This is a genomic window from Streptomyces mesophilus (assembly GCF_040300965.1).
GTDB lineage: Bacteria > Actinomycetota > Actinomycetes > Streptomycetales > Streptomycetaceae > Streptomyces > Streptomyces mesophilus_A.
In genome coordinates this window covers 16,564-39,573 of the sequence record NZ_JBEPEW010000003.1, presented here as the reverse complement: position 1 = coordinate 39,573, position 23,010 = coordinate 16,564, and the positions used below count along the sequence as shown (strand labels likewise).

General features: G+C 70.8%; 24 protein-coding genes. 12 read left to right on the top strand and 12 right to left on the bottom strand.

From position 1 onward, the window contains the following. Positions 1-41 precede the first annotated feature (41 nt). On the top strand, positions 42-470 hold the full coding sequence (locus ABT367_RS01925) for an STAS domain-containing protein (RefSeq protein ID WP_352248530.1): 429 nt from the start codon (positions 42-44) through the stop codon (positions 468-470). A 72-nt stretch (positions 471-542) separates the two neighbouring features. Here ABT367_RS01925 and ABT367_RS01920 read toward each other — a convergent pair whose 3' ends face one another. Beyond that, complete coding sequence (locus ABT367_RS01920) at positions 543-1,310, bottom strand: SGNH/GDSL hydrolase family protein (RefSeq protein ID WP_352248528.1); 768 nt, start codon at positions 1,308-1,310, stop codon at positions 543-545. Then, on the bottom strand, positions 1,307-1,873 hold the full coding sequence (locus ABT367_RS01915; RefSeq protein WP_352248526.1) for a PadR family transcriptional regulator: 567 nt from the start codon (positions 1,871-1,873) through the stop codon (positions 1,307-1,309). The genes ABT367_RS01920 and ABT367_RS01915 overlap by 4 nt, the downstream gene beginning before the upstream one ends. 100 nt (positions 1,874-1,973) lie before the next feature. On the opposite strand from ABT367_RS01915, the gene ABT367_RS01910 reads away from it, so the two are divergent. Further along, entirely contained in the window at positions 1,974-2,405 is a 432-nt protein-coding gene (locus tag ABT367_RS01910; protein ID WP_352248524.1) for a nuclear transport factor 2 family protein, read from the top strand. A gap of 63 nt (positions 2,406-2,468) precedes the next feature. After that, positions 2,469-3,437, top strand: a complete 969-nt coding sequence (locus ABT367_RS01905) for an endonuclease/exonuclease/phosphatase family protein (protein ID WP_352248522.1) — start codon at positions 2,469-2,471, stop codon at positions 3,435-3,437. A gap of 54 nt (positions 3,438-3,491) precedes the next feature. Here ABT367_RS01905 and ABT367_RS01900 read toward each other — a convergent pair whose 3' ends face one another. From ABT367_RS01900 to ABT367_RS01890, 3 genes are read right to left on the bottom strand one after another with little or no spacing between them, the layout of a single operon-like run. After that, positions 3,492-4,025 carry a cupin domain-containing protein gene (locus ABT367_RS01900; RefSeq protein WP_233415096.1) on the bottom strand — a complete coding sequence of 178 codons (534 nt, stop codon included), beginning with the start codon at positions 4,023-4,025 and terminating at the stop codon, positions 3,492-3,494. Then, a complete protein-coding gene (locus ABT367_RS01895) occupies positions 4,019-5,245 on the bottom strand; it encodes a cytochrome P450 (RefSeq protein ID WP_352248521.1) in 1,227 nt (408 codons plus the stop codon). Before ABT367_RS01895 ends, ABT367_RS01900 begins: the two co-directional genes overlap by 7 nt. Next, positions 5,242-6,339, bottom strand: coding sequence for a type III polyketide synthase (locus ABT367_RS01890; RefSeq protein WP_352248519.1), 1,098 nt, complete (start codon positions 6,337-6,339; stop codon positions 5,242-5,244). The genes ABT367_RS01895 and ABT367_RS01890 overlap by 4 nt, the downstream gene beginning before the upstream one ends. A 106-nt stretch (positions 6,340-6,445) precedes the next feature. Between ABT367_RS01890 and ABT367_RS01885 the strand changes: the two genes are divergently transcribed. The 3 genes from ABT367_RS01885 to ABT367_RS01875 all read left to right on the top strand — a co-directional run bounded on the left by ABT367_RS01885 (position 6,446) and on the right by ABT367_RS01875 (position 12,177). Continuing rightward, positions 6,446-8,689, top strand: coding sequence for an arylsulfatase (locus ABT367_RS01885; RefSeq protein WP_352248517.1), 2,244 nt, complete (start codon positions 6,446-6,448; stop codon positions 8,687-8,689). A gap of 196 nt (positions 8,690-8,885) precedes the next feature. Next, the gene (locus tag ABT367_RS01880) at positions 8,886-10,040 is read left to right on the top strand and encodes a hypothetical protein (protein WP_352248516.1); all 1,155 of its coding nucleotides are present in this window, start codon (positions 8,886-8,888) and stop codon (positions 10,038-10,040) included. Positions 10,041-10,113: 73 nt separating this feature from the next. Further along, positions 10,114-12,177, top strand: coding sequence for an MDR family MFS transporter (locus tag ABT367_RS01875; RefSeq protein WP_352248514.1), 2,064 nt, complete (start codon positions 10,114-10,116; stop codon positions 12,175-12,177). 67 nt (positions 12,178-12,244) lie between these two features. On the opposite strand, the gene ABT367_RS01870 is transcribed toward ABT367_RS01875, so the two are convergent. Together ABT367_RS01870 and ABT367_RS01865 are read right to left on the bottom strand one after the other, a co-directional pair. Beyond that, a complete protein-coding gene (locus tag ABT367_RS01870) occupies positions 12,245-13,300 on the bottom strand; it encodes a hypothetical protein (RefSeq protein WP_352248512.1) in 1,056 nt (351 codons plus the stop codon). 94 nt (positions 13,301-13,394) lie between these two features. Then, positions 13,395-14,282 carry a helix-turn-helix domain-containing GNAT family N-acetyltransferase gene (locus tag ABT367_RS01865; RefSeq protein WP_352248510.1) on the bottom strand — a complete coding sequence of 296 codons (888 nt, stop codon included), beginning with the start codon at positions 14,280-14,282 and terminating at the stop codon, positions 13,395-13,397. Between the two features lie 95 nt (positions 14,283-14,377). On the opposite strand from ABT367_RS01865, the gene ABT367_RS01860 reads away from it, so the two are divergent. Continuing rightward, positions 14,378-15,241 (top strand): hypothetical protein, encoded by an 864-nt coding sequence (locus tag ABT367_RS01860; RefSeq protein ID WP_352248508.1) that lies wholly within the window; start codon positions 14,378-14,380, stop codon positions 15,239-15,241. Between the two features lie 10 nt (positions 15,242-15,251). Here the strand turns inward: ABT367_RS01860 and ABT367_RS01855 are convergent, their stop codons facing one another. Next, positions 15,252-15,740 (bottom strand): nitroreductase family deazaflavin-dependent oxidoreductase, encoded by a 489-nt coding sequence (locus tag ABT367_RS01855; RefSeq protein WP_352248506.1) that lies wholly within the window; start codon positions 15,738-15,740, stop codon positions 15,252-15,254. Between the two features lie 12 nt (positions 15,741-15,752). Continuing rightward, positions 15,753-16,967: a cytochrome P450 gene (locus tag ABT367_RS01850; protein WP_352248504.1), complete on the bottom strand. Its 1,215-nt coding sequence runs from the start codon at positions 16,965-16,967 to the stop codon at positions 15,753-15,755. A 179-nt stretch (positions 16,968-17,146) separates the two neighbouring features. Here ABT367_RS01850 and ABT367_RS01845 point away from each other — a divergent pair, with 179 nt between their 5' ends. After that, entirely contained in the window at positions 17,147-17,464 is a 318-nt protein-coding gene (locus ABT367_RS01845) for an ArsR/SmtB family transcription factor (protein ID WP_199547166.1), read from the top strand. Beyond that, positions 17,461-18,300 (top strand): SRPBCC family protein, encoded by an 840-nt coding sequence (locus ABT367_RS01840; RefSeq protein ID WP_352248502.1) that lies wholly within the window; start codon positions 17,461-17,463, stop codon positions 18,298-18,300. Before ABT367_RS01845 ends, ABT367_RS01840 begins: the two co-directional genes overlap by 4 nt. Before the next feature lie 16 nt (positions 18,301-18,316). Here ABT367_RS01840 and ABT367_RS01835 read toward each other — a convergent pair whose 3' ends face one another. Then, on the bottom strand, positions 18,317-19,174 hold the full coding sequence (locus tag ABT367_RS01835; protein WP_352248500.1) for an AraC family transcriptional regulator: 858 nt from the start codon (positions 19,172-19,174) through the stop codon (positions 18,317-18,319). Positions 19,175-19,223: 49 nt separating this feature from the next. On the opposite strand from ABT367_RS01835, the gene ABT367_RS01830 reads away from it, so the two are divergent. Beyond that, a complete protein-coding gene (locus ABT367_RS01830; RefSeq protein WP_352248498.1) occupies positions 19,224-19,658 on the top strand; it encodes a DUF2000 domain-containing protein in 435 nt (144 codons plus the stop codon). Positions 19,659-19,670: 12 nt separating this feature from the next. Here the strand turns inward: ABT367_RS01830 and ABT367_RS01825 are convergent, their stop codons facing one another. Both ABT367_RS01825 and ABT367_RS01820 read right to left on the bottom strand, forming a co-directional pair. Then, on the bottom strand, positions 19,671-19,904 hold the full coding sequence (locus tag ABT367_RS01825) for a hypothetical protein (RefSeq protein WP_352248496.1): 234 nt from the start codon (positions 19,902-19,904) through the stop codon (positions 19,671-19,673). 216 nt (positions 19,905-20,120) lie between these two features. Further along, positions 20,121-20,681 carry a CchlQ gene (locus ABT367_RS01820; RefSeq protein ID WP_352248494.1) on the bottom strand — a complete coding sequence of 187 codons (561 nt, stop codon included), beginning with the start codon at positions 20,679-20,681 and terminating at the stop codon, positions 20,121-20,123. Between the two features lie 147 nt (positions 20,682-20,828). Here ABT367_RS01820 and ABT367_RS01815 point away from each other — a divergent pair, with 147 nt between their 5' ends. Together ABT367_RS01815 and ABT367_RS01810 are read left to right on the top strand one after the other, a co-directional pair. Then, a complete protein-coding gene (locus tag ABT367_RS01815) occupies positions 20,829-21,782 on the top strand; it encodes an esterase/lipase family protein (protein ID WP_352248492.1) in 954 nt (317 codons plus the stop codon). A gap of 117 nt (positions 21,783-21,899) precedes the next feature. Then, positions 21,900-22,931: a hypothetical protein gene (locus tag ABT367_RS01810; protein ID WP_352248490.1), complete on the top strand. Its 1,032-nt coding sequence runs from the start codon at positions 21,900-21,902 to the stop codon at positions 22,929-22,931. The last annotated feature ends 79 nt before the right edge of the window (positions 22,932-23,010 follow it).

Genomic DNA, 23,010 nt, shown 5'->3' with positions numbered 1-23,010 from the left:
AACCCGCAGCTCACCCGGTCCGCGCCCCGGAACGAGGTGCGATGCAGACATCATCCGAACCACCCCACCTGACCATCACCGAACTCGCCTGGGGCGAGGACAGCGCCGTGCTGCGCGTGAGCGGCGAACTCGACCAGTCCGGCGAGGACTTCTTCCTGCGCACCCTCGGTTCCGTGATCGAGGCCGGGCGCCAGCATGTGGTGCTCGATGTGACCGCGCTGGTGTTCTGCGACTCCCGGGGGCTCAACTGTCTGCTCGCGATCAGCTGGCTGCTGCAGCGCCGCCAGGGAGTGCTGCTGCTCGCGGGCGTCGGGCGCCGTCTCGCCCTGCTGCTCGCCGGCACGGGCAGCGCCGAGGTACTGCCCGTGCACTCCTCGGTGGGCCGCGCACTGGAGACGCTGCCGCCGCGCCACCGTCCGCCCTGGCCACCCCTGCGGCCGGGCGAGGAACACCAACTGGACGCCGGCTGAAGGACGTTCGGAATCGGACCCGGAGGGCGGGTCACTCCACGGCGAGGAAGTGAGCGCCGTGGAGGCAGTCGCTCAGAGCACCGGCAGCAGCTCCGGCCGCTTGGCCACCCGGCCGTCCCCCGAGGACCTGCCGCGCAGCCTGCGGCCGAGCCACGGACCGAGGAAGCCGCCCGCCCAGCGCAGCTCCGCACCCCAGCCGCCCGCAGGACCGACCGCGGGCGGCAACGGCCGCGTCCACGCATCGCCGCTGCCGGGGAGCGCGAGCGCCTGGGCGAGCGACGCGGCGATCCGCTCATGGCCGAGCGGACTGGCGTGCAGCCGGTCCGCGCACCACAGCCGGGCGTCCGTGACCACCTCGTGCACGTTGGTCTCGGCGAGGCACACGCCGTGCCGCCGTGCCGCTTCCCGTATGCCGGCGTTCAGCGCCACGACCCGGCCGCCCAGGGGCTTGGCCAGCGGGACGATCCGGGTGATGTCCGGGAAGGTCACGGTCGCCACCCGGGCGCCCTGGGCGGTGAGTGCGGCGAACATCGCGTCGAGATGGCCGGCCACCTCATCGGCGTCGAACTTCGGCCGCAGCAGGTCGTTCACCCCGGCCACCACTGTCGCGACATCCGGCTTCAGCGCCAGCGCCGCATCGAGCTGCAGCGCACGGACCTGTCCGGCCAGCCGCCCTCGTACGGCCAGATTGGCATACAGGAACTCGGAGTTGAGCGCCGCGAGCTGTTCGGCGAGCCGGTCCGCGAAGCCCCGCAGTCCAGCGGTGTCGTCGCCGTCGCCGACCCCCTCGGTCTGGCTGTCGCCCAGCGCCACGTACCGCCCGTACACGATGTCAGTCATACCGCCACCCCACCCTTGCGTGCCTCGAGAATCCCGGCGATGCGCTCGCACCACTCCAGATAGCCCTGCTCGAAGACCAGACCGCCGAGACAGGTCAGATAGGGGCCGATGCGCTCGCCGCCTTGCAGGAACTCCTCCTCGCCGAGCCCTCTGCGGAACTTGAGCAGCAGCGATTCGAAGAGCTCGATCTTGGCCCGGGCGAACTCCGCCCGCTCGCGCAGCTGGGCGATCACCGGCGCCGTGTCCACGAGATCACTGGACTGCACCTTGACCGCGAGGTCGTCGCGGAGCATCGACGGCTTGGCGGACGCCGCGGCGAAGCGTTCCAGTTCGGCGAGACCTTCGTCGGTGACCTTGAACAGGCGCTTGTTGGGCCGGGATTCCTGCACCACTTCCCGGCCGGCCACGAGCCCGTCCGCCTCCAGCTTCGCGAGTTCGGCGTAGAGCTGCTGCGGCAGTGCGTGCCAGAAGTTGGCCACGCCCAGGTCGAAGGACTTGGCGAGCTGGTAGCCGCTCAGCTCCTCGTCGAGCAGCGCCGCGAGCACCGCATGGCGCAGGGCCATATCGCTCCCTCTCTCCCTCTGTCGCTGTCACCGCTCTCCATGATACTCAAGAATCTGACTATTCCTATACGTGAGTATGTACGTGAGCATGGAGGACCAGATGACACAGTCGGCCCCGTTCCGCGCCGCCGTCGAGGCGGGCGATCTCGCCGCTCTGGAAGGGCTGTTCACCGAGGACGTCAGGCTGTACAGCCCGGTGAAGTTCCGGCCGTTCGAGGGCCGGGAGATGGTGCTCGGGCTCTTCGGTGTGCTGCTGCGCACCTTCGAGGGCTTCCACTACGTGGGCGAGCTCGAGGGCGCCGCCCGTACGAACGGCGACGACGAGACCGCCCCGGCCGAGGCTCTGCTGTTCCGTACGGTCGTCGACGGCAAGCAGGTGCACGGGATGGATCTGCTCCAGTTCGACGAGGACGGGAAGATCAAGGAGTTCACGGTGATGGTGCGGCCTCAGTCGGCGTCGCAGGCCGTGCAGCAGGCGGTGTACGCGGGCCTGGTAGAAGCAGGTCTCGCACCGGCGCCCGCACAGGGCTGAACGCGGACGGCCCCGCGCGTAATCGACTGAGGGCCGGGCGGCCGCCGCGCATAGGATCACGCGATGGATTCCAGCGTCATAGCGCGTGCCCGCCGGATCGACTGGCGCGCCCAAGTGCGCCGCCCGGCCCGCATCACCCTGCTGCTCACGCTGTTCTGCCTGGTCACCGCGCTGGTCATCGCCGTTCCCTCGGTCCTGCCCAACGCCGGCCTTCGGCTGGGCAGCTTCGTCGAGACCTTCCGCCCGTGGCTCGGGCTCGCGGTCCTGCCGGTGCTGCTCTTCGCCCTGATCCGCCGCTCTCCCGCCGTGGCCGCGTCGGCCCTCGTACCGGTCCTGGTCTGGCTGGAGGTCTTCGCCGGATGGTCGGGCGAGGAGTCGTACGACATGGAAGTCGTGCAGCACAACGTGAGCGACACCCATGCCGATCCGGCCCGCCTCGCCCGTCATCTCCTCGCCGCTCAGGCCGAGTTGATCGCACTGGAGGAAGTCACACCGGCCGCACGCGAGGACTTCGTCGACGTCCTGGAAGACACCTATCCGCACCATGCCCACATCGGCACCGTCGACCTCTTCTCCCGCCACCCGCTGAGCGATGTGCGCCGGGTGGACCTGCGGCCGCCGGGGATCCCGGAGGGCTGGGAGCGGGGGCTGCGCGCGACGGCCCGGCTGCCGCAGGGCGAGACGGCCGTGTATGTCGCGCATCTGCCGTCGGTACGGTTCCGGGCCACCGGGTTCGGGACGGAGCTGCGGGACGCGAGCGCCCGGCTGCTCGGCGAGGCACTCGACCGGGAGCCGCTGGAGCGCGTGCTGCTGCTCGGGGACCTCAACAGCACCACGGACGACCGCGGTCTCGATCCCGTGCTCGGGCGGCTCGACGCCCCCCACGAGCGGTTCGCGTTCAGCTGGCCGAGCTCCCTGCCCGTGGCCCGGATCGACCAAGTGCTCGGCAAAGGCTTGCGCGTGGTCGGCGTACGGACGCTGCCCGACACCGGGAGCGACCATCTGCCGATCGCGGCACGCGTCAGATTCTGACGTAGCGAATCAGATGCCGGGGCTCGGGGCGCGCATCGGACTCGGGGCCACGGATCACGCGTGCCGCAGCGGTGTCAGCTGCTCGATGTCGTAGCGCGCCCGCAGCTCGGCGATCGCCGTGTCGTCCACCGGCGCGCCCGAACGCAGGAGTTCGAGGAGCTCCTCGAAGTAGCGCTCGTGGTCGGGCGGCGGCGACGCCTGGAAGAACATCTTCGCCGGGGTGTCCGTGCGGTTGGCGAAGGCGTGCGGGCAGCCCGGCGGAACGACGATGACCGTGCCCGGCGTGGCCCGTACCGTCCCGGCGCCGCTGAGCGAGCGCCAGTCGCGCCAGTCGTCGGGCGTACGGACGAGGGGTTCGAAGGCCAGGATGTCCAGTTCGCCTTCCAGGACGTAGAACAGCTCCTCGCTGCGGGTGTGCCGGTGCGCGCCCACATCGAACCCGGGCGGCACGACCACCTCGAAGCTGGACGCGACGCTGGAGTGCTCACCGGTGACCTTGAACGTGACTTCGTGCGCCGGGACCTGCAGGGTGCGCCCCTGCCCGGCGGGCACGAGGAGACCGTCGCGCGGGATCGCCGCCGTCACCAGGTCACCGGCAATCCCTCGGGGCCGCGGATCAACGCGCCGGGGCGCCAGCGCAGTTCGTCCACGGGGACCGCGAGCGTCAGGTCCGGGAGACGGTCGAGCAGGGTGGAGACGAGCAGTTCGGACTCCAGGCGGGCGAGCATGCCGCCCACGCAGTAGTGCGGTCCGTGCCCGAAGGCCACGTGCGGGTTGGGCGAGCGCGTGAAGTCGATGGTGTCGGGGTCGGGGAAGACCTCGGGGTCCCGGTTCGCCGCCAGATAGGAGACGTAGACCGCGTCGCCCGCCGCGATGTCCACGCCGCTGACCGTGACGTCCTCCAGGGCGATACGGGAAAGGCCCACGGAGTTGCGGTGCGGGATGTAGCGCAGCAGCTCGTCGATGGCGCCCGGACGCAGGCCGGGGGCCGCGCGCAGCCGGTCCCACAGTTCGGGGCGGCTGAGCAGCAGATAGACCATGTTTCCGGTGTTGTTGGTGACCGCTTCGCCGCCGATCTGGATCAGCAGGGCGAGGCCCACGGCCTCCGACTCGCTGATCTCTTCGCGTGCGACTGCGGCGGCGAGCAGGCTGGTGACGTCCTCGCCCGCGGGCTGTGCGCGCAGCCGTTCGGCGAAGTACCCGCACATGGCGCGCTTGGCCTCTTCGCTGCGCTCCGCGCCCTCGGCCGAGGACAGGATGCGCACGGTCCACTCGTGCATCCTCGGCCGGTCGGCCTCGGGGACGCCCATCACCTCGCACACCACGGCCAGCGGGAACGGCGCGAGGACCCGCTCGGTGAGGTCCGCCGGCGGGCCCTGGGCGAGCAGCGGTTCGATCAGGTCGTCGAGCATCGCCTGGGCGCGGGCGCGCAGGCGCTCCACCCCCCTGCTGGTGAACGCCGGGGCGACCGCGCGGCGCAGGGTGGTGTGGTGCGGCGGGTCCTGGACGCCGACAGCTTCCTTGCTCGGGATGAAGTGCGGTGCGAGCCGGGTGACATCACGGTCCATGACGGCGGCCCGGCCGAACCGCGGGTCGTTCGTGACCGCCTTGACGTCCTCGTGCCGGGTCACCAGCCAGGCCCAGCCCTCGCCGTGCGGGAGCCGGATCCGGGTGACCGGACCCTCCTGCATCAACTCGGCCAGTACCGGGTCGAATTCGGTGCCCTTGAGCTCGGGCGCGGGCCAGTCCCGTACGGGCGGAAGTCCGCCCGTGTCCGAGGCCGCCGGCAGTCCCGTGACCGTGGTCACCGCGACCACCTCCCCAGGGACATCTCGGCGGTGATTCCGGGGCCGAATCCGGCGAGCATTCCGGTGGCCGCCTCGTGGGCGCCGCCCTCGTCGAAGAGCCGGCGCAGCGCGTCCAGGACGACGGCGCTGGCGATGTTGCCGTACTCGGTGAGCGTGGCCCGGCTGAAGCGGAACGCTTCGGGGGCGACGCCGAGGTACTTGCTGAGGTCGTCGAGGATGCGCGGACCGCCGGCGTGGATGATGTAGAAGTCCAACTGCGCGGCGTCCCAGCCGTGTTGACCGGCGATCTCCTTGAGCGCCGGGGCGAGCGGCTCCATGGTGCCGGGCACGCGTTTGTCGAGCTGGAAGTGGAATCCGGTGGCGCGGACCTGGTAGGAGATCCAGTCCTCGGTGTCGGGCACCAGGTAGGAGGCGTTGCGCTCCAGGGAGATGCCGGTGCCACCGGTGCCGCGCACGACGGCGGCCGCGATGCCGTCCCCGAAGAGTCCGTTGGAGAGCAGATTGCCGACGCCGAGGTCGGCGGGCTGGTAGCACAGCGAGCAGAACTCGCAGGAGACGATCAGCGCATTGGCCTTCGGATAGGCCGTGCAGAAGTCGTGGGCCCGGTTGACGGCGGCACCGCCGGCGGCGCAGCCGAGCTGGGCGATGGGGATCTGGCGGGTGTCGCTGCGGAACCCCATGCGGTTGATCAGCCAGGCCGTCATCGACGGCATCATGAAGCCGGTGCAGGACACGTAAATGATCACGTCGACGTCCTGGGCGCGGATTTCGGCGTCCGCGAGCGCCCTGCGTATGACCTCCGGCACGCGCCGCTTGGCCTCGGCCTCGTAGACGGCGTTGCGGGCCTCGAATCCGGGGTGCCGCAGCGTCTGCTCGATCGGCTGGACGATATGCCGCTCCTTGACCCCGGTGTTCTCGATCAGGCGCAGGGCCAGGTCGAGTTGGGGATGGTCGGCGTGCAGTTCGCGCGCCAGATCGAGGGTCTGCTCCATGGTGATCACGTGCTCGGGTACGGAGACCGCCGGTCTGCAGATCGTCGCCATGGGAGGGCCCTTCTGTGTCGCCGAGGTGCGCGAGATGCGTGCACTCACCATCTCCCCCGGCCCCGGGTCGGCCCCCAGTTCAACTGGGCCGAACCGGTGACGCGCCCGGTCGCACATGGCTCTTGTCATGTCCGGCTGTACGGCCCACACTGCCGCCGTGCACCGGCCTGAGAGCGCCCCGCGTCCCGCCCCCGGCTCCCCCGACGTCGTGGTGATCGTCCTCGACGACCTCGGGTTCGCCCAACTGGGCTGCTACGGATCCGACATGGAGACCCCGCACATGGACCGCCTCGCCTCGGGCGGGCTGCGGTTCAACCGTTTCCATGTGACCGCGATGTGCTCCCCCACCCGGGCGAGCCTGCTGACCGGCCGCAATCACCATGCCGTGGGCATGGGCTTCCTCGTCGACCTGCCGATCGCGTATCCCGGCTACACGGCCCGGCTGCCGAAATCCGCGGCCCCGCTCCCCCGCGTCCTGCGCGACGCCGGGTACTCGACGCTGGCCGTCGGCAAATGGCATCTGACCCCGCGCTGGGAGCGCACGGCCTCGGGGCCCTTCGACCGCTGGCCGCTGGGCTACGGCTTCGAGCGGTACTACGGGTTTCTGCAGGGCGACACGAACCACTGGGCACCCCACCTGGTCCGCGACAACCACTACACCGAGCCGCCCGCCGGCCCCGACGAGGGCTACCACCTCAGCGAGGACCTGGCGGACAGCGCGATCCGGATGGTCCTCGACCAGCACCAGGCGACCCCCGACAAGCCGTTCTTCCTGTACTTCCCGCTCGGCGCGATGCACGCCCCGCACCATGTCGCGCCCGAATGGATCGAGCGCTACCGCGGCCGTTTCGACCAGGGCTGGGAACGCTGGCGCGAGGAGACCTTCGCCCGGCAGGTGACGGCGGGCGTCGTACCCTCCGGGACCACCCTGTCCGAGCGTCCCCCGTGGATCCCCGACTGGCGTGAACTCCCCGTGGATCAGCGGCGGTTGTTCTCCCGTATGCAGGAGGTGTACGCGGGGTTCCTCAGCCACACCGACGCGCAGATCGGCCGGCTCCTGGACTTCCTGGAGCGGATCGGACGCCTGGACAACACCCTGGTGCTGCTGCTCTCCGACAACGGCGCGAGCGCGGAGGGCGGGCAGCTCGGCACCCCCAACGAGCACCGCTTCACGGCCCGTTCGGGCGACACCGTGGAGGCCAACCTCGCCGCGTACGACGACTGGGGCGGCCCTGCCACGTATCCGCACTACGCATGGGGCTGGGCCTGGGCGGGCAATACGCCGCTGCGGCTGTGGAAGCGCTACACCTGGCTGGGCGGCACCCGTGCGCCGCTGATCGCGCACTGGCCGCGCCGCATTCGCGAACAGGGCGCGCTGCGGGGGCAGTTCGCGCACGCCGTGGATCTGATGCCGACGATCCTCGACGCATGCGGGGTGGAGCGGCCCGGGCAGGTGGACGGAGTGCAGCAGGAGCCGTTCGACGGGCGGAGCCTGCTGGGCGTGTTCGACGATCCCGAGGCGCCCGCCCCGCGCGGCACGCAGTACTTCGAGATGCTGGGATCCCGCTCGATCGTGCACGACGGCTGGAAGGCCACCACCGACCATGTCTCGCACGGGGTGGCGGACGAGGAGCGGCTGCTGCCGGGCAGCCGGGACTTCACGGCCGACCGCTGGTCCCTTTTCCGCTTCGCCGAGGACTTCGCCGAGGCGCACGACTTGGCCGGCCAACACCCCGATGTTGTACGGGAGTTGGCGACCCGCTGGGACGCGGAGGCGGCAGCGAACCAGGTGCTTCCCCTTGACGACCGGATGCAGGAGCGGCTGAGCGCGATGATCGGCCCTGCCTGGCCGCTGCCCGACCGAGGGGTGTACCTGCCGGGCGGCTCACCCGTGCACGACGAGGCGCTGCCGCTGCTCTTCGGGGGGTTCACGCTCACCGCCGACGCCGAGGTGCCGACGGCCGGTGCGCGCGGGGTGCTCTGTGCGCTCGGTGATCTGACCGGCGGCTTCGTCCTGTACGCCGACGACGCGGGGCGGCTCACCTTCGCCTGCTCACGCGCCGGGGACCTGGACCGGGTGGCGGCACCCGAGCCGCTCACGCCCGGCCGGCAGTCGCTCGGCGTGCGCTTCGACGCCGGCACGGGCACGTATGCGCTCCTCGTGGACGAGAAGGAGGTGGCGAGCTGCGCGCTCGGCGGCCCGTTCCCCTTCACCTTCCAGCACGGCGGTACGGGGCTGTGCGTCGGGCGGGACCGGGGGCTGCCGGTGGAGGACGGCTATCGGCCGCCGTACCCGTGGACAGGGGTTCTGCACCAGGTACTGATCGAGACGCCTCATGGGCGCCGTGCCGCTCGGCGGGCACTCAGGGACGAGATCGAGGCGGCGATCCACGCGGACTGAGGCCCCGACTACCAGAGCCGCCGATACCGGGACCTTCGACCTGTGCCTTTGCCCCGGATGAGCAATCGAGGGCGCATATCGCGCTTTTCGTTACAGAACGTCCGGACTACGTAAATATGCCGCTCGTAGCGTCGTCGGCAGAGCTGCCCCGGAGGCGGCCCTGGGGATCACTGCTACGAGAAAGTCACCTGCCACCATGCGCGTCTCCTGCCGCACGCTCCGTGCCACCGTCCTCACCGCCGCCCTCGCGGCGGGCCTCGCCGTCCCCACCACGGCGGCGTTCGCCGTGTCCGGCGCCCCGGCGCCCGTGCCTGCTGCAACGGCTCCGGCGCCCGAGGCCACCACGCCCGCCGACTCGACTTCTCCCGCCGATCAGACGGTGCCCGACGGCCAGGACCACGACGCCGTGAACCCCGACGGTCACGACCAGGACGGCCGCACGCCCGACGACCAGGACCACCAGAACCGGCAGGACCCGCAGGACCCGATACCGGGCGGCGACGAATGGCAGGCGCTCGGCCCTCAGCAGCTCGACGGCGGTTTCGTGGCCGACGTCCGCGTCAAGGCCTCCGCGGATTCGGCCTCCGCGACCCTCACCCGCGACGGCACCCCCGTCGGCACCCTCGACGCCTCCGGCAGCCCGGCTTCCACCGTCATCGACGGCTACACCCTCACCCTGTCCCCGACCGGCGAGGCCACTGCCGTCAAGAACGAGGACCCGATCGTCGGCGGCTGGGAGTCCAAGGGCACCCAGGACCTCGGCGCGGGGTGGACCGCGGACGTCCAGGTCAACGCCTCGGCCCGGTCGGCCAAGGCCGCTGTCGCACTCAACGGTTCGGTGCGGGGCACAGTGAGCGCCGCGGGCGACACGGCCACGGCCGAGCTGGGCGGCAACACGTTCACGCTGACCGTCGACGGCACGGTGACCCGTAAAGCCGACGAGACCCGGCCGACGCGTCAGCACATCCGCGACGTGAAGCTCGCGGACGGCAGGTCCGTCGCCAAGGTGTTCCGGCTGGCGAACCGCCACCACCAGGCCGAGATCTGGGCCGACGGCACTCAGTACGACACGCTCGACGCCGCCGGCCGGAGCGCCCGCGGCAACCTCAACGGACTGATCGTCGAACTGCAGCCGGACGGCCGTGTCACGTCGTGGATCGACCACGGCGGGAAGAACCCGGACCACAAGAAGCAGCAGCCCGTCACCACCCCCAAGGGCGGGGTCGACGCGGGCGCCCAGGTGGACGACTCCGTGGACGCGGCCGCGCTGGTCGCCGGCGGTGTGATGGGCGCGGCCGGTTTCGCGGGCGTCGGCTTCACCCTGTTCCGCCGGGGCCGCACCAAGGACTGACCGACCGCATCCGGGTCGCCTGTTCGGCCTACCGCGCATGCACCCGCCTGCCGCCCCCACGACAGTGACAGGTGTGACCACAGCTACCGAGTCCGCAGCTCCGGCGACCGCGCCCCCGGTGCTCGACAACCGGACGAAGAACATCGTCTTCGTGACGATCATGCTGGGCGTACTGCTCGCCGCACTCGACCAGACCATCGTCGGCACCGCACTGCCGACGATCGTCTCGGATCTAGGCGGCGGTGCGCACATGTCGTGGGTGGTCACGGCGTACCTGCTCGCGGAGACGGTCTCGACCGTTCTGGTCGGCAAGTTCGGCGACCTCTTCGGGCGGAAGATCGTCTTCCAGGTGTCGGCGATCGTCTTCATCCTCGGCTCTTTCCTGTGCGGCCTCGCCGGGAACATGCTGATGCTGGTGCTCTTCCGCGGTATCCAGGGCATCGGTGCGGGCGGTCTGATGGTGACCGCGATGGCCCTGATCGCCGATGTGATCCCGCTGCGTGAACGCGGCAAGTACCAGGGCGCGATCGGCGCGGTCTTCGGCGTCTCGACGGTCATCGGACCGCTGCTCGGCGGTCTGTTCACGGACCATCTGTCGTGGCGATGGGCGTTCTACGTGAACGTGCCGATCGCCATCGCGGTGGTCGTCGCGGCCGCGCGCACCATCCCCAGCGTCCGCTCGGCCGCGAAACCGGTGATCGACTATCTCGGTATCGCCCTGGTCGCGGCCGGTGCGAGCGCCCTGATCCTGGCGACGAGCTGGGGCGGCAACGAGTACGCCTGGAGCTCGGGCGTCATCATCGGCCTGTTCGTCGGCGGCGCGCTTGCGCTCGCGGCGTTCGCCGTGGTGGAGACCCGCGCGGCCGAACCGATGCTGCCCATGCGCCTGTTCGGCAATCCCGTGTTCACGGTCTGCTCGGTGCTCAGCTTCATCGTGGGCTTCGCGATGCTCGGCGCGATGACGTTCCTGCCGATCTATCTCCAGTACGTGGACGGGGACTCGGCCACCGTGTCGGGCGTCCGTACCCTGCCCCTGGTCCTCGGCCTGCTGATCGCGTCGATCTTCAGCGGCAACGTGGTGAGCAAATCCGGCCGGTACCGGATCTTCCCCATCGTCGGCTCGGCGGTGATGACGCTCGGCCTCTTCCTGATGTCGCGGATGTCCGCCGACACCAGCGCCTGGCTCGAGTCCCTGTACATGTTCGTGCTCGGCGTCGGCATCGGCCTGTGCATGCAGGTCCTCACCATCGCCGTGCAGAACACGGTCGAGTACGCGGATCTGGGCACCGCCACATCGGGCGTGACCTTCTTCCGTACGCTCGGCAGCGCGTTCGGCACGGCCGTGTTCGGCACGATCTACGCCAACACCCTGGAGCCCAACCTCAAGGAGGGCGTCGCGGCCGCCGCACAGCTCGGCGCCGATCCGGCGCAGGCCGCTCAGGCGGCGCAGAGTCCGCAGGGACTGCACCGACTGCCCGCCGAACAGGCCGCGCCGATCATCGAGTCGTACGCGGACACCGTGCAGACCGTGTTCCTGTGGACCGTGCCGGTCGCGGTGCTCAGCTTCATCGTGGCCCTGTTCCTCAAGGAGGTCCGGCTGCGGGACTCCGCACGCTCCTCCTCCGCCGACATGGGCGAGGGCTTCTCCTCGCCGGCCGCCAACGCGGACTCCCGCCGGCTGCTCGAACTCGCCGTCGGAAAGGTCTTCAAGACCAAGGGGCTCGCGGACGCCCGCCAGGTGGTGGCCTCCTCCGACACCCGCCTCGACATGGCGGGCGCCTGGGCGGTCATGCAGGTGTCGCTGCTGCACCGGATGGTCGGCCACGCGAGCCTCGGCCTGGTCGGCAGGTCGAAGAAGGTGCCGCCGGAGGTGCTCCTGCCGGTGTACGACCGCATGGTCGACGAGGGGTTCATGACGCGCGACGGCAACCTCCTCTCGCTCACCGCGGCCGGCGAGCGCGAGGCGGAGACCATCGGCAAGGCCTGGTCGGACTGGCTGGGCGACCAGGTCGAGGCCGACATCGGCCGCCCGGCGGGCCCCGAACTGCGCGCGGCCGTCGACACGATCGCCAAGCGGATGCTGGCGGAGGATCTGCAGCAGGGACTGATGGAGCAGCAGCCGGCGGGGGTCCGCTAGGACTGTCCGGCGGGTCCAGCGCTGCGGGGCGTACGGTCTCGCCTCGCGGGGCCCGCTCGGCGACTGCTCACTGGATCAGGTCGGTGTGCGGATGCTCCGGCGATTCCGGGCAGACGTACAGCTGCATGGTGTCGGCGCTGCCGACCTGGATCGCTGTCGGCTGCTCGGGGCTCTGGCCGGCGTCGCCACCGGCTTGATCCTCGTAGGGGATCCAGCTGCCGGACTCGCCGTCCCATTCGAAGGTGGCGATGGCCAGTTGAGGGACCATCCGGGCCTCGCAGACCGTGCAGAAGCGGGGAGTCGAGTCGGTGCGTCCCCACGGGGGCCAGCCGCCGACCTTCCAGCCTGGCGCGTCGGCCAGCTCGGCGTCGTAGAACTCCTTCGGGTCATCCGCGTACCAACTGTCCGCACCGGCGCCGGCCGCCTGCCATCTGCTCCAGTCCTCGACCTGCTGCCTCAACTCCGGGCTCAGATCGAAGGTGCTGGGGTACTCCGTGATCTGCTCGGGCGCCAGGAGACACGGCTCGGGCACATAGCAGCCTCCCCAGTCCGCCTCATACGGTTCCGGCGGCACAGCGAGGACCTCGCCGACCTCGGCAGCGCGCCGCCAGAACAGCGCGGTCGACGGCTTGGCTTCCGGTTCATGGTCGTAAGGGCACCACAACACCTGGAGCACGTCAGCCTGTCCGGGCGGCCGCAGCAGGGGGACATCCCGCACATACAGCTGAGCCACGGGGAGCATCGGCACCGGGCTCTCCGCAGGCGGAGGACCCGCGTCGAGTCGCGCCCTGAGCACCGTGTCGTTGCGCTCCTTGATCGCCGACTCCTCCGGCGTGTACGCGGGGCCGCCGGGATCACGGTGCAGCCGCGCCAGTCTGCGTCTTTCGAGCCGGACTGCCGGCGGGTACTGACGGAAGGAGCTGTCCCAGTGCCCGGTGCTCTCGCAGTGCGGCCAGGGCTCATCGGCGGGCCACAGCAGCGGCCCCCCGACCGAGCTGTCCCGTACCGAGGGCGACCCGGGGCGCGGGTGCAGCCGTATCGCCGTTCGCGCCAGCGGAGCGAGCTCGGGAAAGACCGTGGCGACGTCCAACGGCCGTGGTGGAGTGGAGCGTACGAAGGCCATGTCGAGGATCTTGCCACCCGCCACTGACAGTCCCCCGGGGCCTCGGACCACGCCGGTCCCGAGCACTTGGTGCTGTCCGGCGGATGTCCAGGTCCTAGCCGTCCAGGCGCCTTTCGAACCAATGGTGCGCGTAGTACTCGTCGTTGAAGGCCGGGACCTCCTCGTATCCGGCCGACCGGTAGAGCGCGATCGCCTCGCGGAGCTCACCGTTGGTCTCCAGACGCACCGACCGTGCACCGGAACGCACCGCGTACGCCTCGAGTTCGGCCAGAAGCCGGCGTCCGAGTCCGAGGCCGCGGGCCGACTTCGCCACCCACATGCGTTTGATGTACGGCGGCTCGTCCCCGCCGAGGTGGATGCCGCCGCAGCCGACCGGCTCCCCGTGCAGGCGCGCGACCACGAACACCCCGTGCGGCGGCCCCAGGACACCGGCATCGGGGACCGCGCTCAGCGCGGCGTCGAAGCCTTCCTCGAAACGTTCGCTCAGCTCGTCGAAGTACGCCTGCAGGCAGGCCACGGAATCCGGATGCGCCGGATCCAGCTCCTCCACACTCACCGTCCCGGCGGTGAGCAGCCGGTCGACCTCGGCCATGGCGGCGGTGAGCCGGGTGCGCTGCCGCTCGTTGAGCGAGCTCAGGATCAACTCGGCCAGTTCGTCGCTGCGTTCGTCGAGTACGGCTCGTTCCTTCCGCCCGGCCGCCGTGAGCCGTACGGTCCGCACCCGCCGGTCGTGCTCATGCGGCTCCACGGTCACCAGTCCGTCCTGCTCGAGGGAGCGGAGCAGCCGGCTCACGTACCCGGAGTCGAGCCCGAGCCGGTCGCGCAGCCGTCGCACGTCCCGCCCCTCGACTCCGATCTCCCACAGCAGCCGGGCCTCGCCGACGGGGCGGTCCGTACCGAGGAAGTGGTCGTGCAGCACACCGATGCGCTCGCCGACGGTGCGGTTGAAGCGCCGGACTTGGGCGATTGATTCAGCATCCATTCTCTGACTTTAGTCAGAGACTTCTCCGGTACGCAGCCCAATTGCGGGAATCAGGGGCACACTTGGCCGAGCGGATCGAGGGAAGCGGGGCGGGAATGGGACGACGTCTGCTGTGTGGCGCCGCAACGCTCCTGACGCTGGCGCTCACCTCGTGCGGCGAGAGCCCCGGCGACCTCACGGTCGAGGGGTCGCCGCCGGCGTCGCCGTACGACGGGCCGCTGGATCTGCCGGTCAAGGACGTCCCGGACGAGGACCCGGACGACGCGTACACCCCCATCGAGTCCCTCGGGTCGGCCGGCCGCGCCCTGGAGTGCGACTGGGACGTCATGAGCGGCGGCAAAGGCGACCGGTGGAGCAAGTCCGACGGCGGCAGCACACCCGAGGACGGGCTCCGCCTCTACTTCGAGATCTACCAGCCCGGCCTCCCCACGTCCGGCTATCGGATCGAGCACAAGGAGAAGGGGCGCGTTCTCTTCTCGTACGACGTGAAGGGCCGCACGAAGGTCGCGGTGGTCGTCGCCAAGGACCAGCCGAGGCGGCCCGGTTGGGGCCCCGACACCTCGGCGCACTGCGATGTCGCCGAACTCCCGGAGAGCTTCACCGACGACATGTCCGACGACATCTGGCACGACCTGGACGGACGGCGCGTACCGACGGCGGTCATCACCAGCAGCGAGGGCCCCGGCCACTGCGACTGGCAGCGCGCGCACTTCCTGGAGATGGGGTCGGGCACAGAACGTGTCCTCTACGCCCGCGACCCGCATTCCGTCCTGCCGGACACCATGCTGACCTCTCCGTACGAGAAGGACATCGAGCTGCCCGCCGGCGCGAAGGACAGCGGCTACCGCCTGGACGACTGGCAGTTGTGGCGTACCGACAGCAAGTCTGCCGTGTATGTACGCACTTCGGACGGCGTGGAGAAGTGGCCCGCGGTACGGAAGGGGATGGCGTGCGCCTGAAAGCGCGGCGTCATCGGGGCGCACCCCGCGGCGCCAGGCGTACGAACGGCAGCTCACGCCCTGCGGCGCGGTAGTCGGCGAGGCTGCCGTCCACCGTGAAGCCCATGAACTTGACGAGCTTGCGCGCTGCTCGCGGATGCCGGGCCGCGTAGCCGGCCATGAACGTGCCGCCTTCCTCCGCGTTCAGCGGCTCGGCCCGCACAGCGAGGCGCCGGGCGCCCACCTGGATGGTGACCTCGGGGCGGGCGAGCAGATTGCGGTACCACTGTGAGTTCGGCCCGAACCCGGAGCACACGATGTACGAGCCGGTGGACCGCTCGTGCTCGACCACCTCGATCACCACCTGCCGCGGTTGCCCCGATACGCGGCCGATGTGGTTGAGCAGGAGCAGACGGCTGGGCACCAGGGCGCCAAGTCCCATGCGGTAGAGGCGGATCGGGGCGCGGAACACCGCGCGGCGCAGCCCGGTCGGCGGAGCGGGACGTCGGCTGATCTCCATGACGCCCGGACCCTACGCCCGCCAGCCGACGGGCAGCGCCTCGGGGCCGCGGATCAGGGCGTTGCGACGCCAGGTGACCTCCTCCTGCCCGACTGCCAGATGGAGCCCGGGCAGCCGGTCGAGGACCGTGTTCATCAGGAGGTCGATCTGCAGGCGGGCGAGCAGTCCGCCGGTGCAGTAGTGGGTGCCGAAGCCGAAGGAGATGTGGGGGTTGGGAGTGCGGTCGAAGTCGATCTCCTCAGGGGCGGGGAAGACCTCGGGGTCACGGTTGGCGGCGAGGTAGGAGACGTAGACCGGTTCGCCGGCCTTGATGCGGTGGCCGCGCAGTTCGAGGTCCTCGGTGGCGATCCGCGCGAGGCCGACCGCGCTGCGGTGCGGGATGTAGCGCAGGAGTTCGTCGAGGGCCCCCGGACGCAGGGACGGGTCGGCCGCGAGACGGGCGAGCAGGGACGGGCGGGTCATCAGCAGGTACAGCATCTGGCCGGTGTTGTTGGTGACGGCCTCTCCGCCGATCTGCAGCGGCCCGGCCACACCGGCGGCCTCCTCGGCGGTGAGTTCACCGCGGGCAACGGCCGCGCCGAGCAGGGACAGGATGTCCTCGCCGTCCGAGTCCTCGCGCGTACGAATCGCCTCGGCCAGCCATGCGTAGAGCTGCTCCTTGACCTGTCCGGTGGTACGCGGGTCGGCGGACGGGAACACGATCTGGTCGGTCCACTGGGTGAGTTGGGCCCGGTCGGCCGGCGGCACCCCCATCGCCTCGCACACCACCGCGACCGGGAACGGTGCGAGCACCCGCGCCACGAGGTCGGCGGGCGGGCCGTCGTCGAGGAGCGCATCCATCAGGCCGTCGAGCATCGGCTGCGCCTTGACCCGTACGCGCTCGACACCCGCAGCCGTGAACGCGGGGGCCACGACACGCCGCAGCCGGTGGTGGTCGGCGCCGTCCGCGAACGCGAGCGATCCGGGCTTGGGTTTGAAGTGCGGGGCGAGCCGGGTGATCTGACGCTCGGTCACGGGTCCGCGCACGAACCGGGCGTCGTTGGTGATCATCCGCACGTCCTCGTACCGGGTCACGAGCCACGCCCAGCCCTCACCGTGCGGCAGCTTGATGCGATGCACAGGACCGGCGTCCATGAGTTCACCGAGGACCGGGTCGAAGTCCATGCCGGTGAGGTTCTGCGCCGGCCACTCGCGTACCGGGGGTGCCGCGGGGGCGTCGTCGATCATGTGGGGCTCCGTCCGTTCATCCGTGGTCCCCTCACGCTCCCGCGCGCCCGGGGTGCGGCTCGCGCTGAGTTACGCCGGATGGGCTCGCAGTGCGTCCCTGGTCCCAGCACTCCCCGGTCGCAGCGCCCCGGGTCATACATGCCGTTGCAGTTATATAACCGAGGAGGTATTTTCGAGATATGCCCATACCGTTCGATGTGCTCGCCGAGCCTCAGCGCCGACGCATCCTGGATCTGCTCCTGGAGCGCCCCCGCCTGGTCGGCGAGCTGACCGCCGAGCTCGGCCTGAGCCAGCCCGGCACCTCCAAGCACCTGCGGGTGCTGCGCGAGGCCGGTCTGGTGCGCGTACGGCAGGACGCGCAGCGCCGCTGGTACGAGCTGCGCCCCGAGCCCCTCGCCGAACTCGACGCATGGCTCGCGCACTACCGGCACCTGTGGTCGGCGAGCTTCGACCGCCTCGAACGCCATCTCGATCAGCTGAAGGACGATCCGTCATGAACCCCGAAGCCGACACCCTCACCACCGCCGACGGCCGCAACGCCCTGGTGATGCGGCGCAGGCTCGCCCATCCCCCGGCCGCGGTCTGGGCGGCGATCACCGAACCGAAGCAGCTCGCGCAGTGGTTTCCCTCCGAGGTCTCCGTCGAGCTGAAGCCCGGCGGCACGGTGGGCTTCCACTTCCCCGGCGAGGACGGCCCCGGGATGACGGGCCGGGTCACCGACGCCGACGAACCGCACGTGTTCGCGTTCACCTGGGGCGAGGACCATCTGCGCTGGGAGATCACGCCCGAGGGCGAAGGCTCACTCCTCACGCTCACCCACACCTTCGGCGACCGCTTCGGCGGCGCGAGCTTCGCCTCCGGCTGGCATCTGTGCCTCACGGCGCTCGGCCAGGTCCTCGACGGGGTGCCCGTGGACGTCGAGCCGGACCGGGGCGAGCTGCACGAGGCCTATCTGGAGCAGTTCGATCTGGGCCGCGGTGAGATCGAGGGCACGACGGTCCGCTTCGAGCGACAGCTGCTGCGGCCCGCGGATGTCGTCTGGTCCGAACTGGCCGGCGGGGCTTCGGTGTCGGAGGGGTCCGCCGTTCCGGCGGGCTTCACTGCGCCCGCGTACGAACAAGGCCATGTGACCGAGGTACGGGAGCCCGAAGTGCTCGCCTATCGGACGCCGTCGGGTGAGCTCGTCCGCTGGAAGTTCGGTGCGGGCACCGGCCACGGGGCTCGGCTGATCCTCACCGTGGACGGGTCCGGAGATCCGCGGCGCGCACGGGACGCCTGGCATGAGCGGATCGAGCGGCTCGCGGCCCGGATGCTGGACATCGCCGCTTCCTGAACGGAGTTCGGCCGGCTCAGCGCGACCTTGCGTAGCGGCCCGGGGTCGTCCCCACCACGCGCTTGAAATGGCGCGTGAGATGGGGCTGGTCGTAGAAGCCGGCCGCCACGGCGGTCTCGCCCGGAGGGTGCCCGGCCAGGAGCAGCCGGCGGGCGTGGTCGATGCGGCGGGACATCAGGTACTGGTGCGGGGCGATGCCGAACGCGCCGCTGAACGCCCGTATGAGATGGGTGGAATGGACGCCGAACTGCCGCGCCGCTTCGTCCAGGGCGATGCCCTCCACCTGCCGCGCGTCGAGGAGTTCGCGCAGTCGGTGGGCGAGGGTGCGGTCGGCGGGCCGGGTGGCGGGGAGCAGGCGGGGGCGCAGATGGCCGCGGAGCCGTTCGCCGATCAGGGCGAGCCGGCTCGCGGCCTCCAGTTCGTCGCCGGGGCGGCCGAGCGCGGTGTGCAACTGGCCGATACGGCGGCGCAGCACGGGGTCGCGCAGATCCGGGCTGTCCACCGCGGCACCGATCAGTGACCGGTCCAGATGGGACTCGTCCAGATAGAGGACGCGTTTGCGGAAACCCTGCGGGGTGGCGGCCGAGCCGTTGTGCGGTACGTCCGGGGGCAGCAGCGAGACGGTGTCACTGGGGATGCCGTGCTCGTGCCGGTCCAGGTCGTAGCGGACCGCTCCCTCGTCGACGATCAGCAGGGCCCAGGCGTCGTGCACATGCATCGGATACGCGTGCTCGGTGAAGCGTGCGTGAAAGACCTCGACCACGCCCGCGACCTGGGGGCGCCACGCGGTGATGTGCTGTCCGGACGCCGCGTCCAGGGGCGGGTGCGGGACTCCCGCCTGCGGCGGCGCCGAGGGCTGCGGTTCGGTCGCCATGCAAGGAACGTACAAGACCGGACAGCGGGCCGGTCGGCAGTCTCATGGCATGGACAACGACACCACCGCACCCGTGCGTTTCGACACGAAGATCGCCGTCCTGCTGCGGGAGGACCTGGAGACCTGGCAGCGGCTGAATGTGACCGCGTTCCTGGTGAGCGGGCTGGGCAGCGAGGCGGGCGAGGTGATCGGCGAACCGTACGAGGACGCCGACTCCACCCCGTATCTGCCGATGTTCCGTCAGCCGGTGATGGTCTTCGAGGGCGGCAAGGAGACGATGACCGCGGCGCACGGCAAGGCGCTCGCCCGGGGCCTGAAGGTCGCGGTCTTCACCTCGGATCTGTTCGCCACCGGCAACGACCGCGACAATCGCGCCGCCGTGCGCGCGGTGCCGCGTGACCAGCTCGATCTGGTGGGGATCGCCGTGTACGGGCCGCGCAATGCGGTGGACAAGGCCCTCAAGGGTGCCCGGATGCACCCCTGAGGGCGGGGCCCGTCAGTCCTGGCGGTGCCATTCGGCCACCAGGTGGGGGCGGCCGTCGGCTCCGGTGACCGTGTGCCAGCGGGCCTGCGGCTTGCCGAAGCCGCGGCGGACGGGCACCGACCGGACGACGCTCTGCTCCAGCGGCGCGTCGGCGAGGCGGGCGATGACGTGGGCCAGGGCGCGCCGCCATGTGCGGGGCGTCAGCAGGGAGTTGAGGTGTACGGGGTGGTGGAAGACGGCTGCCATGACGGCACCTCCATGGGTACGTGCGGCTCACGGCCGGCGCACACGGAGGTGCTGGTGCTCAGGGGAGCTGCCCGGCCGGGAGCGGGGTGTGGGTGACACTGCTGAGTCGATGCCGACTCGGACTGCCGGAGTCCATGACCGCCCCCTTTCCTCGGGCTCGATGATGACCCCATACTTGCATATCTGCGCAATAAAGCGCAAAGCGCGCAGCCTGGCCTACGCGGCCGAGGTGCACAGCTCGCAGCGGTCCCGGCCGTCCCAGCGCCGCCAGCCGAACTCGGCCGGGGCCAGCGCCTTGCCGTCCAACTCGCCGCGCACCGCGACCCGGTAGTCCCAGACGGAGCCGATATAGGAGTGGTACGCGTCGTGGTACGCGGCCGAGTCCGGTTCGGCTCCCTCGCCCACCGTCCGCTGCAGTCGGCGCAGTTGCTCGAACATGGCCTGTCCCGCACTGGCCACCTGGGTGCTCGCGTCGATGAAGAGCCGTTCGCGTGCCTCGTAGATCCCCGAAGCGGTGAGCGCGGCGCGCGACTCCCCCGCCCGCTCCTCTCGCGCGGTGCCCTGCAGGGCACGGAGCCCGGAGTGGCAGGTCTCGGCGGCGGCGATGAAGTCCAGGTAGACGGCCCGGCGCCGCTCCCCCAATCCCCTGTCCTGCTCGTGCCGGTGGCGCAGATGGTCGGCCAGTACGGTGCCGGCCATGGCCAGCGAGCCGCCGCTGACGGCGGCGATGAGCGTGCCCCAGTCCACGTGTCCCCCGATCGCGTACCCCGGATCCACCGGTGATCCAGGGGGCGAATCTACCGCCAGTCGGAGCAGCCCGGGCGGGGAGTGTGCGGGTCGGGGAAGCGGCGCGGACATAGATGAGCGGTGATCACGCCGACCACGGCTGATCGCGTCCGTCCCCGCGCTGCCCCTGGAGCTCTGATGCGACTCCCCCGGATCGTCACCGTCCTCGCCACCTCACTCGCTCTGTCCCTGCCGGCCGCCGCACCCGCCGCCGCATCGGTCCTGGAGCCGGCCGCCGGCACCTCGTTCCCGCTTTCGTCCTCAACCTCGGCCGGTGGACGGCAGGACCCCGTCGCCGACGCCAAGCAGCTCGCGACGGCCGGTCTCTCCGGCGCCAACGACTGGGCCTGCAAGCCCTCGGCGGCGCACCCGCGGCCGCTGATCCTCGCGCACGGCACGCTCGCGAACGGTCATGTGTGGGCCAAGACGGCACCCCAGTACAAGGCGGCCGGTTACTGCGTCTTCTCGCTCGACTACGGCAAGGGCGGCGGCGTTCTCCAGCTCATCGGCGGCGGCACCGCGCCCGTCGCGAAGTCCGCGAAGCAGCTCGCGGTGTTCGTGGACGGCGTCCTCGCCGCCACCGGGGCCCGACAGGTGGACATCGTGGGCCACTCGCAGGGCGGGATGATGCCGCGCCAGTACATGAAGTTCGAGGGCGGTCAGCAGAAGGTGCACACCTTGGTCGGGCTCGGACCGTCCAACCACGGTTCGCAGTCGCCGGTCGTCGAGGGCCTCCTCAGGGACCAGCCGTGGCTGGCGGCGCTGCTCAATCTGATCGGAGGTGTGGTCTCTGATGTGACCTGTCCGGCGTGCGGCGATCAGATCGCCGGTTCACCCTTCCTGCAGAAGCTCAACGCCGGCGGGGACACGCTGCCGGGCGTCAGGTACACGGTGATCGCCTCGCGCTACGACACGGGCGTCACGCCGTACAACGGCCAGTTCCTGAAGGGACCGGGGGTCTCCAACATCCTGATGCAGGACGTCTGTCCGTGGAACTTCGCGTCGCACAGCAACCTGGACGAGGACCCGCTCGCCCTGCGGCTCGCGCTCAACGCGCTGGATCCGGAGCACGCGGTGAAGCCCGGCTGCTGAGCGGGAGCGGGGCACGCGGCGCGGGCTGCGCGGCGTGCCCCGTGCGCCCGATATGCTGCGGGTTTGCCCGCCGCGGCGGCGGGTGCACGAACCCCGCGACCCTCAGGAGACGCACCGGTGACCCTTGCCATTCCTGCCCCCGAAGTGCCCGCACAGACCGTCGAGGCCGCACCCGTACCCGAGACGATCGCGCAGGACGCCCGGGAGTTCGGCGCCTATGCGCGGACCGGCGGCTGGACCTTCGCCCTGAAGGTGGCGCGCAGCGTGCGTCCCGGCGGGCAGAGTGCCGAGGACAGCGACAAGGTCCCGGCGAAGCGTTTCGCCGAGCTCGCGGGGTGCTCCCCGGAGCGGGTGATGCGGTTCTACAAGGCGTGGGACGTCGCCGCCGACGACGGTCTGGTGCCGCAGTTCGAGACGCTCCAGCCGGGCGTGGATGTGGAACTCCCGGAAGCGGATGTGTGGTTGAGCTACTACAGCTCCCGCTCCAGCGCCACGTCCGTACGCGGCACCGCGATCACCGCGGCCGCCGAGGCGGAGGGCATCCGTCCGACCAAGGCCCTCGAGGTCGCCGAGAACCCGACCGCGCTGCGGGCCGCGATCCTCGCCGACCCGAGTACGGCGCAGGCCGCCCGCTCGGCGCTGCTCGACCGGATCGAGGAGGACGAGGCACTGCGCAGCGCCCTGGCCCGTGATGTGGCCGCGCGCGAGGAGCTGAAGAAGGCGGTCGCCGGGGAGACCAAGGTGTCCGACCGGATCGAGTTCGTCCGCCAGGTCGCCGAGGGCGGTCAGGTCAAGACGCCCGCGGGACAGGTCATCGAGGCTCCGGCCGAGCTCCGGCAGGAGGCCGAGCGCCATCTGTCGCTGCTCGACGAGCTGGACGAGGGCGACGAGGCCGGGGAGTGGGCGGCCGAGGCGTACGGCACGGTGAAGACGCTGATCCAGGAGACCGTGGAGGCGGATCCGGAGCTGCGGGTGGCCGAGCGGCGTACGAAGTTCTACTCCAGCCTCAGCAAGGCGACGAAGGTCTTCGAGGAGCTGACCTTCGACGACGCCGGTGAGTTCTACGAGGACGAGATGGTGGCGCGCCTCGAGGAGCTGCAGGGGGCGCTTGCGGTGTGCATCGAGGCTTTGCGTAAGGCTGCGGGCTGAGGCTCGGGTTCGGTTGGGTGCGGGGCGGACCGGGTGCGGGTGGTGGGCGCCTGCGGCGGGCGATCAGGTCAAGTGCCGC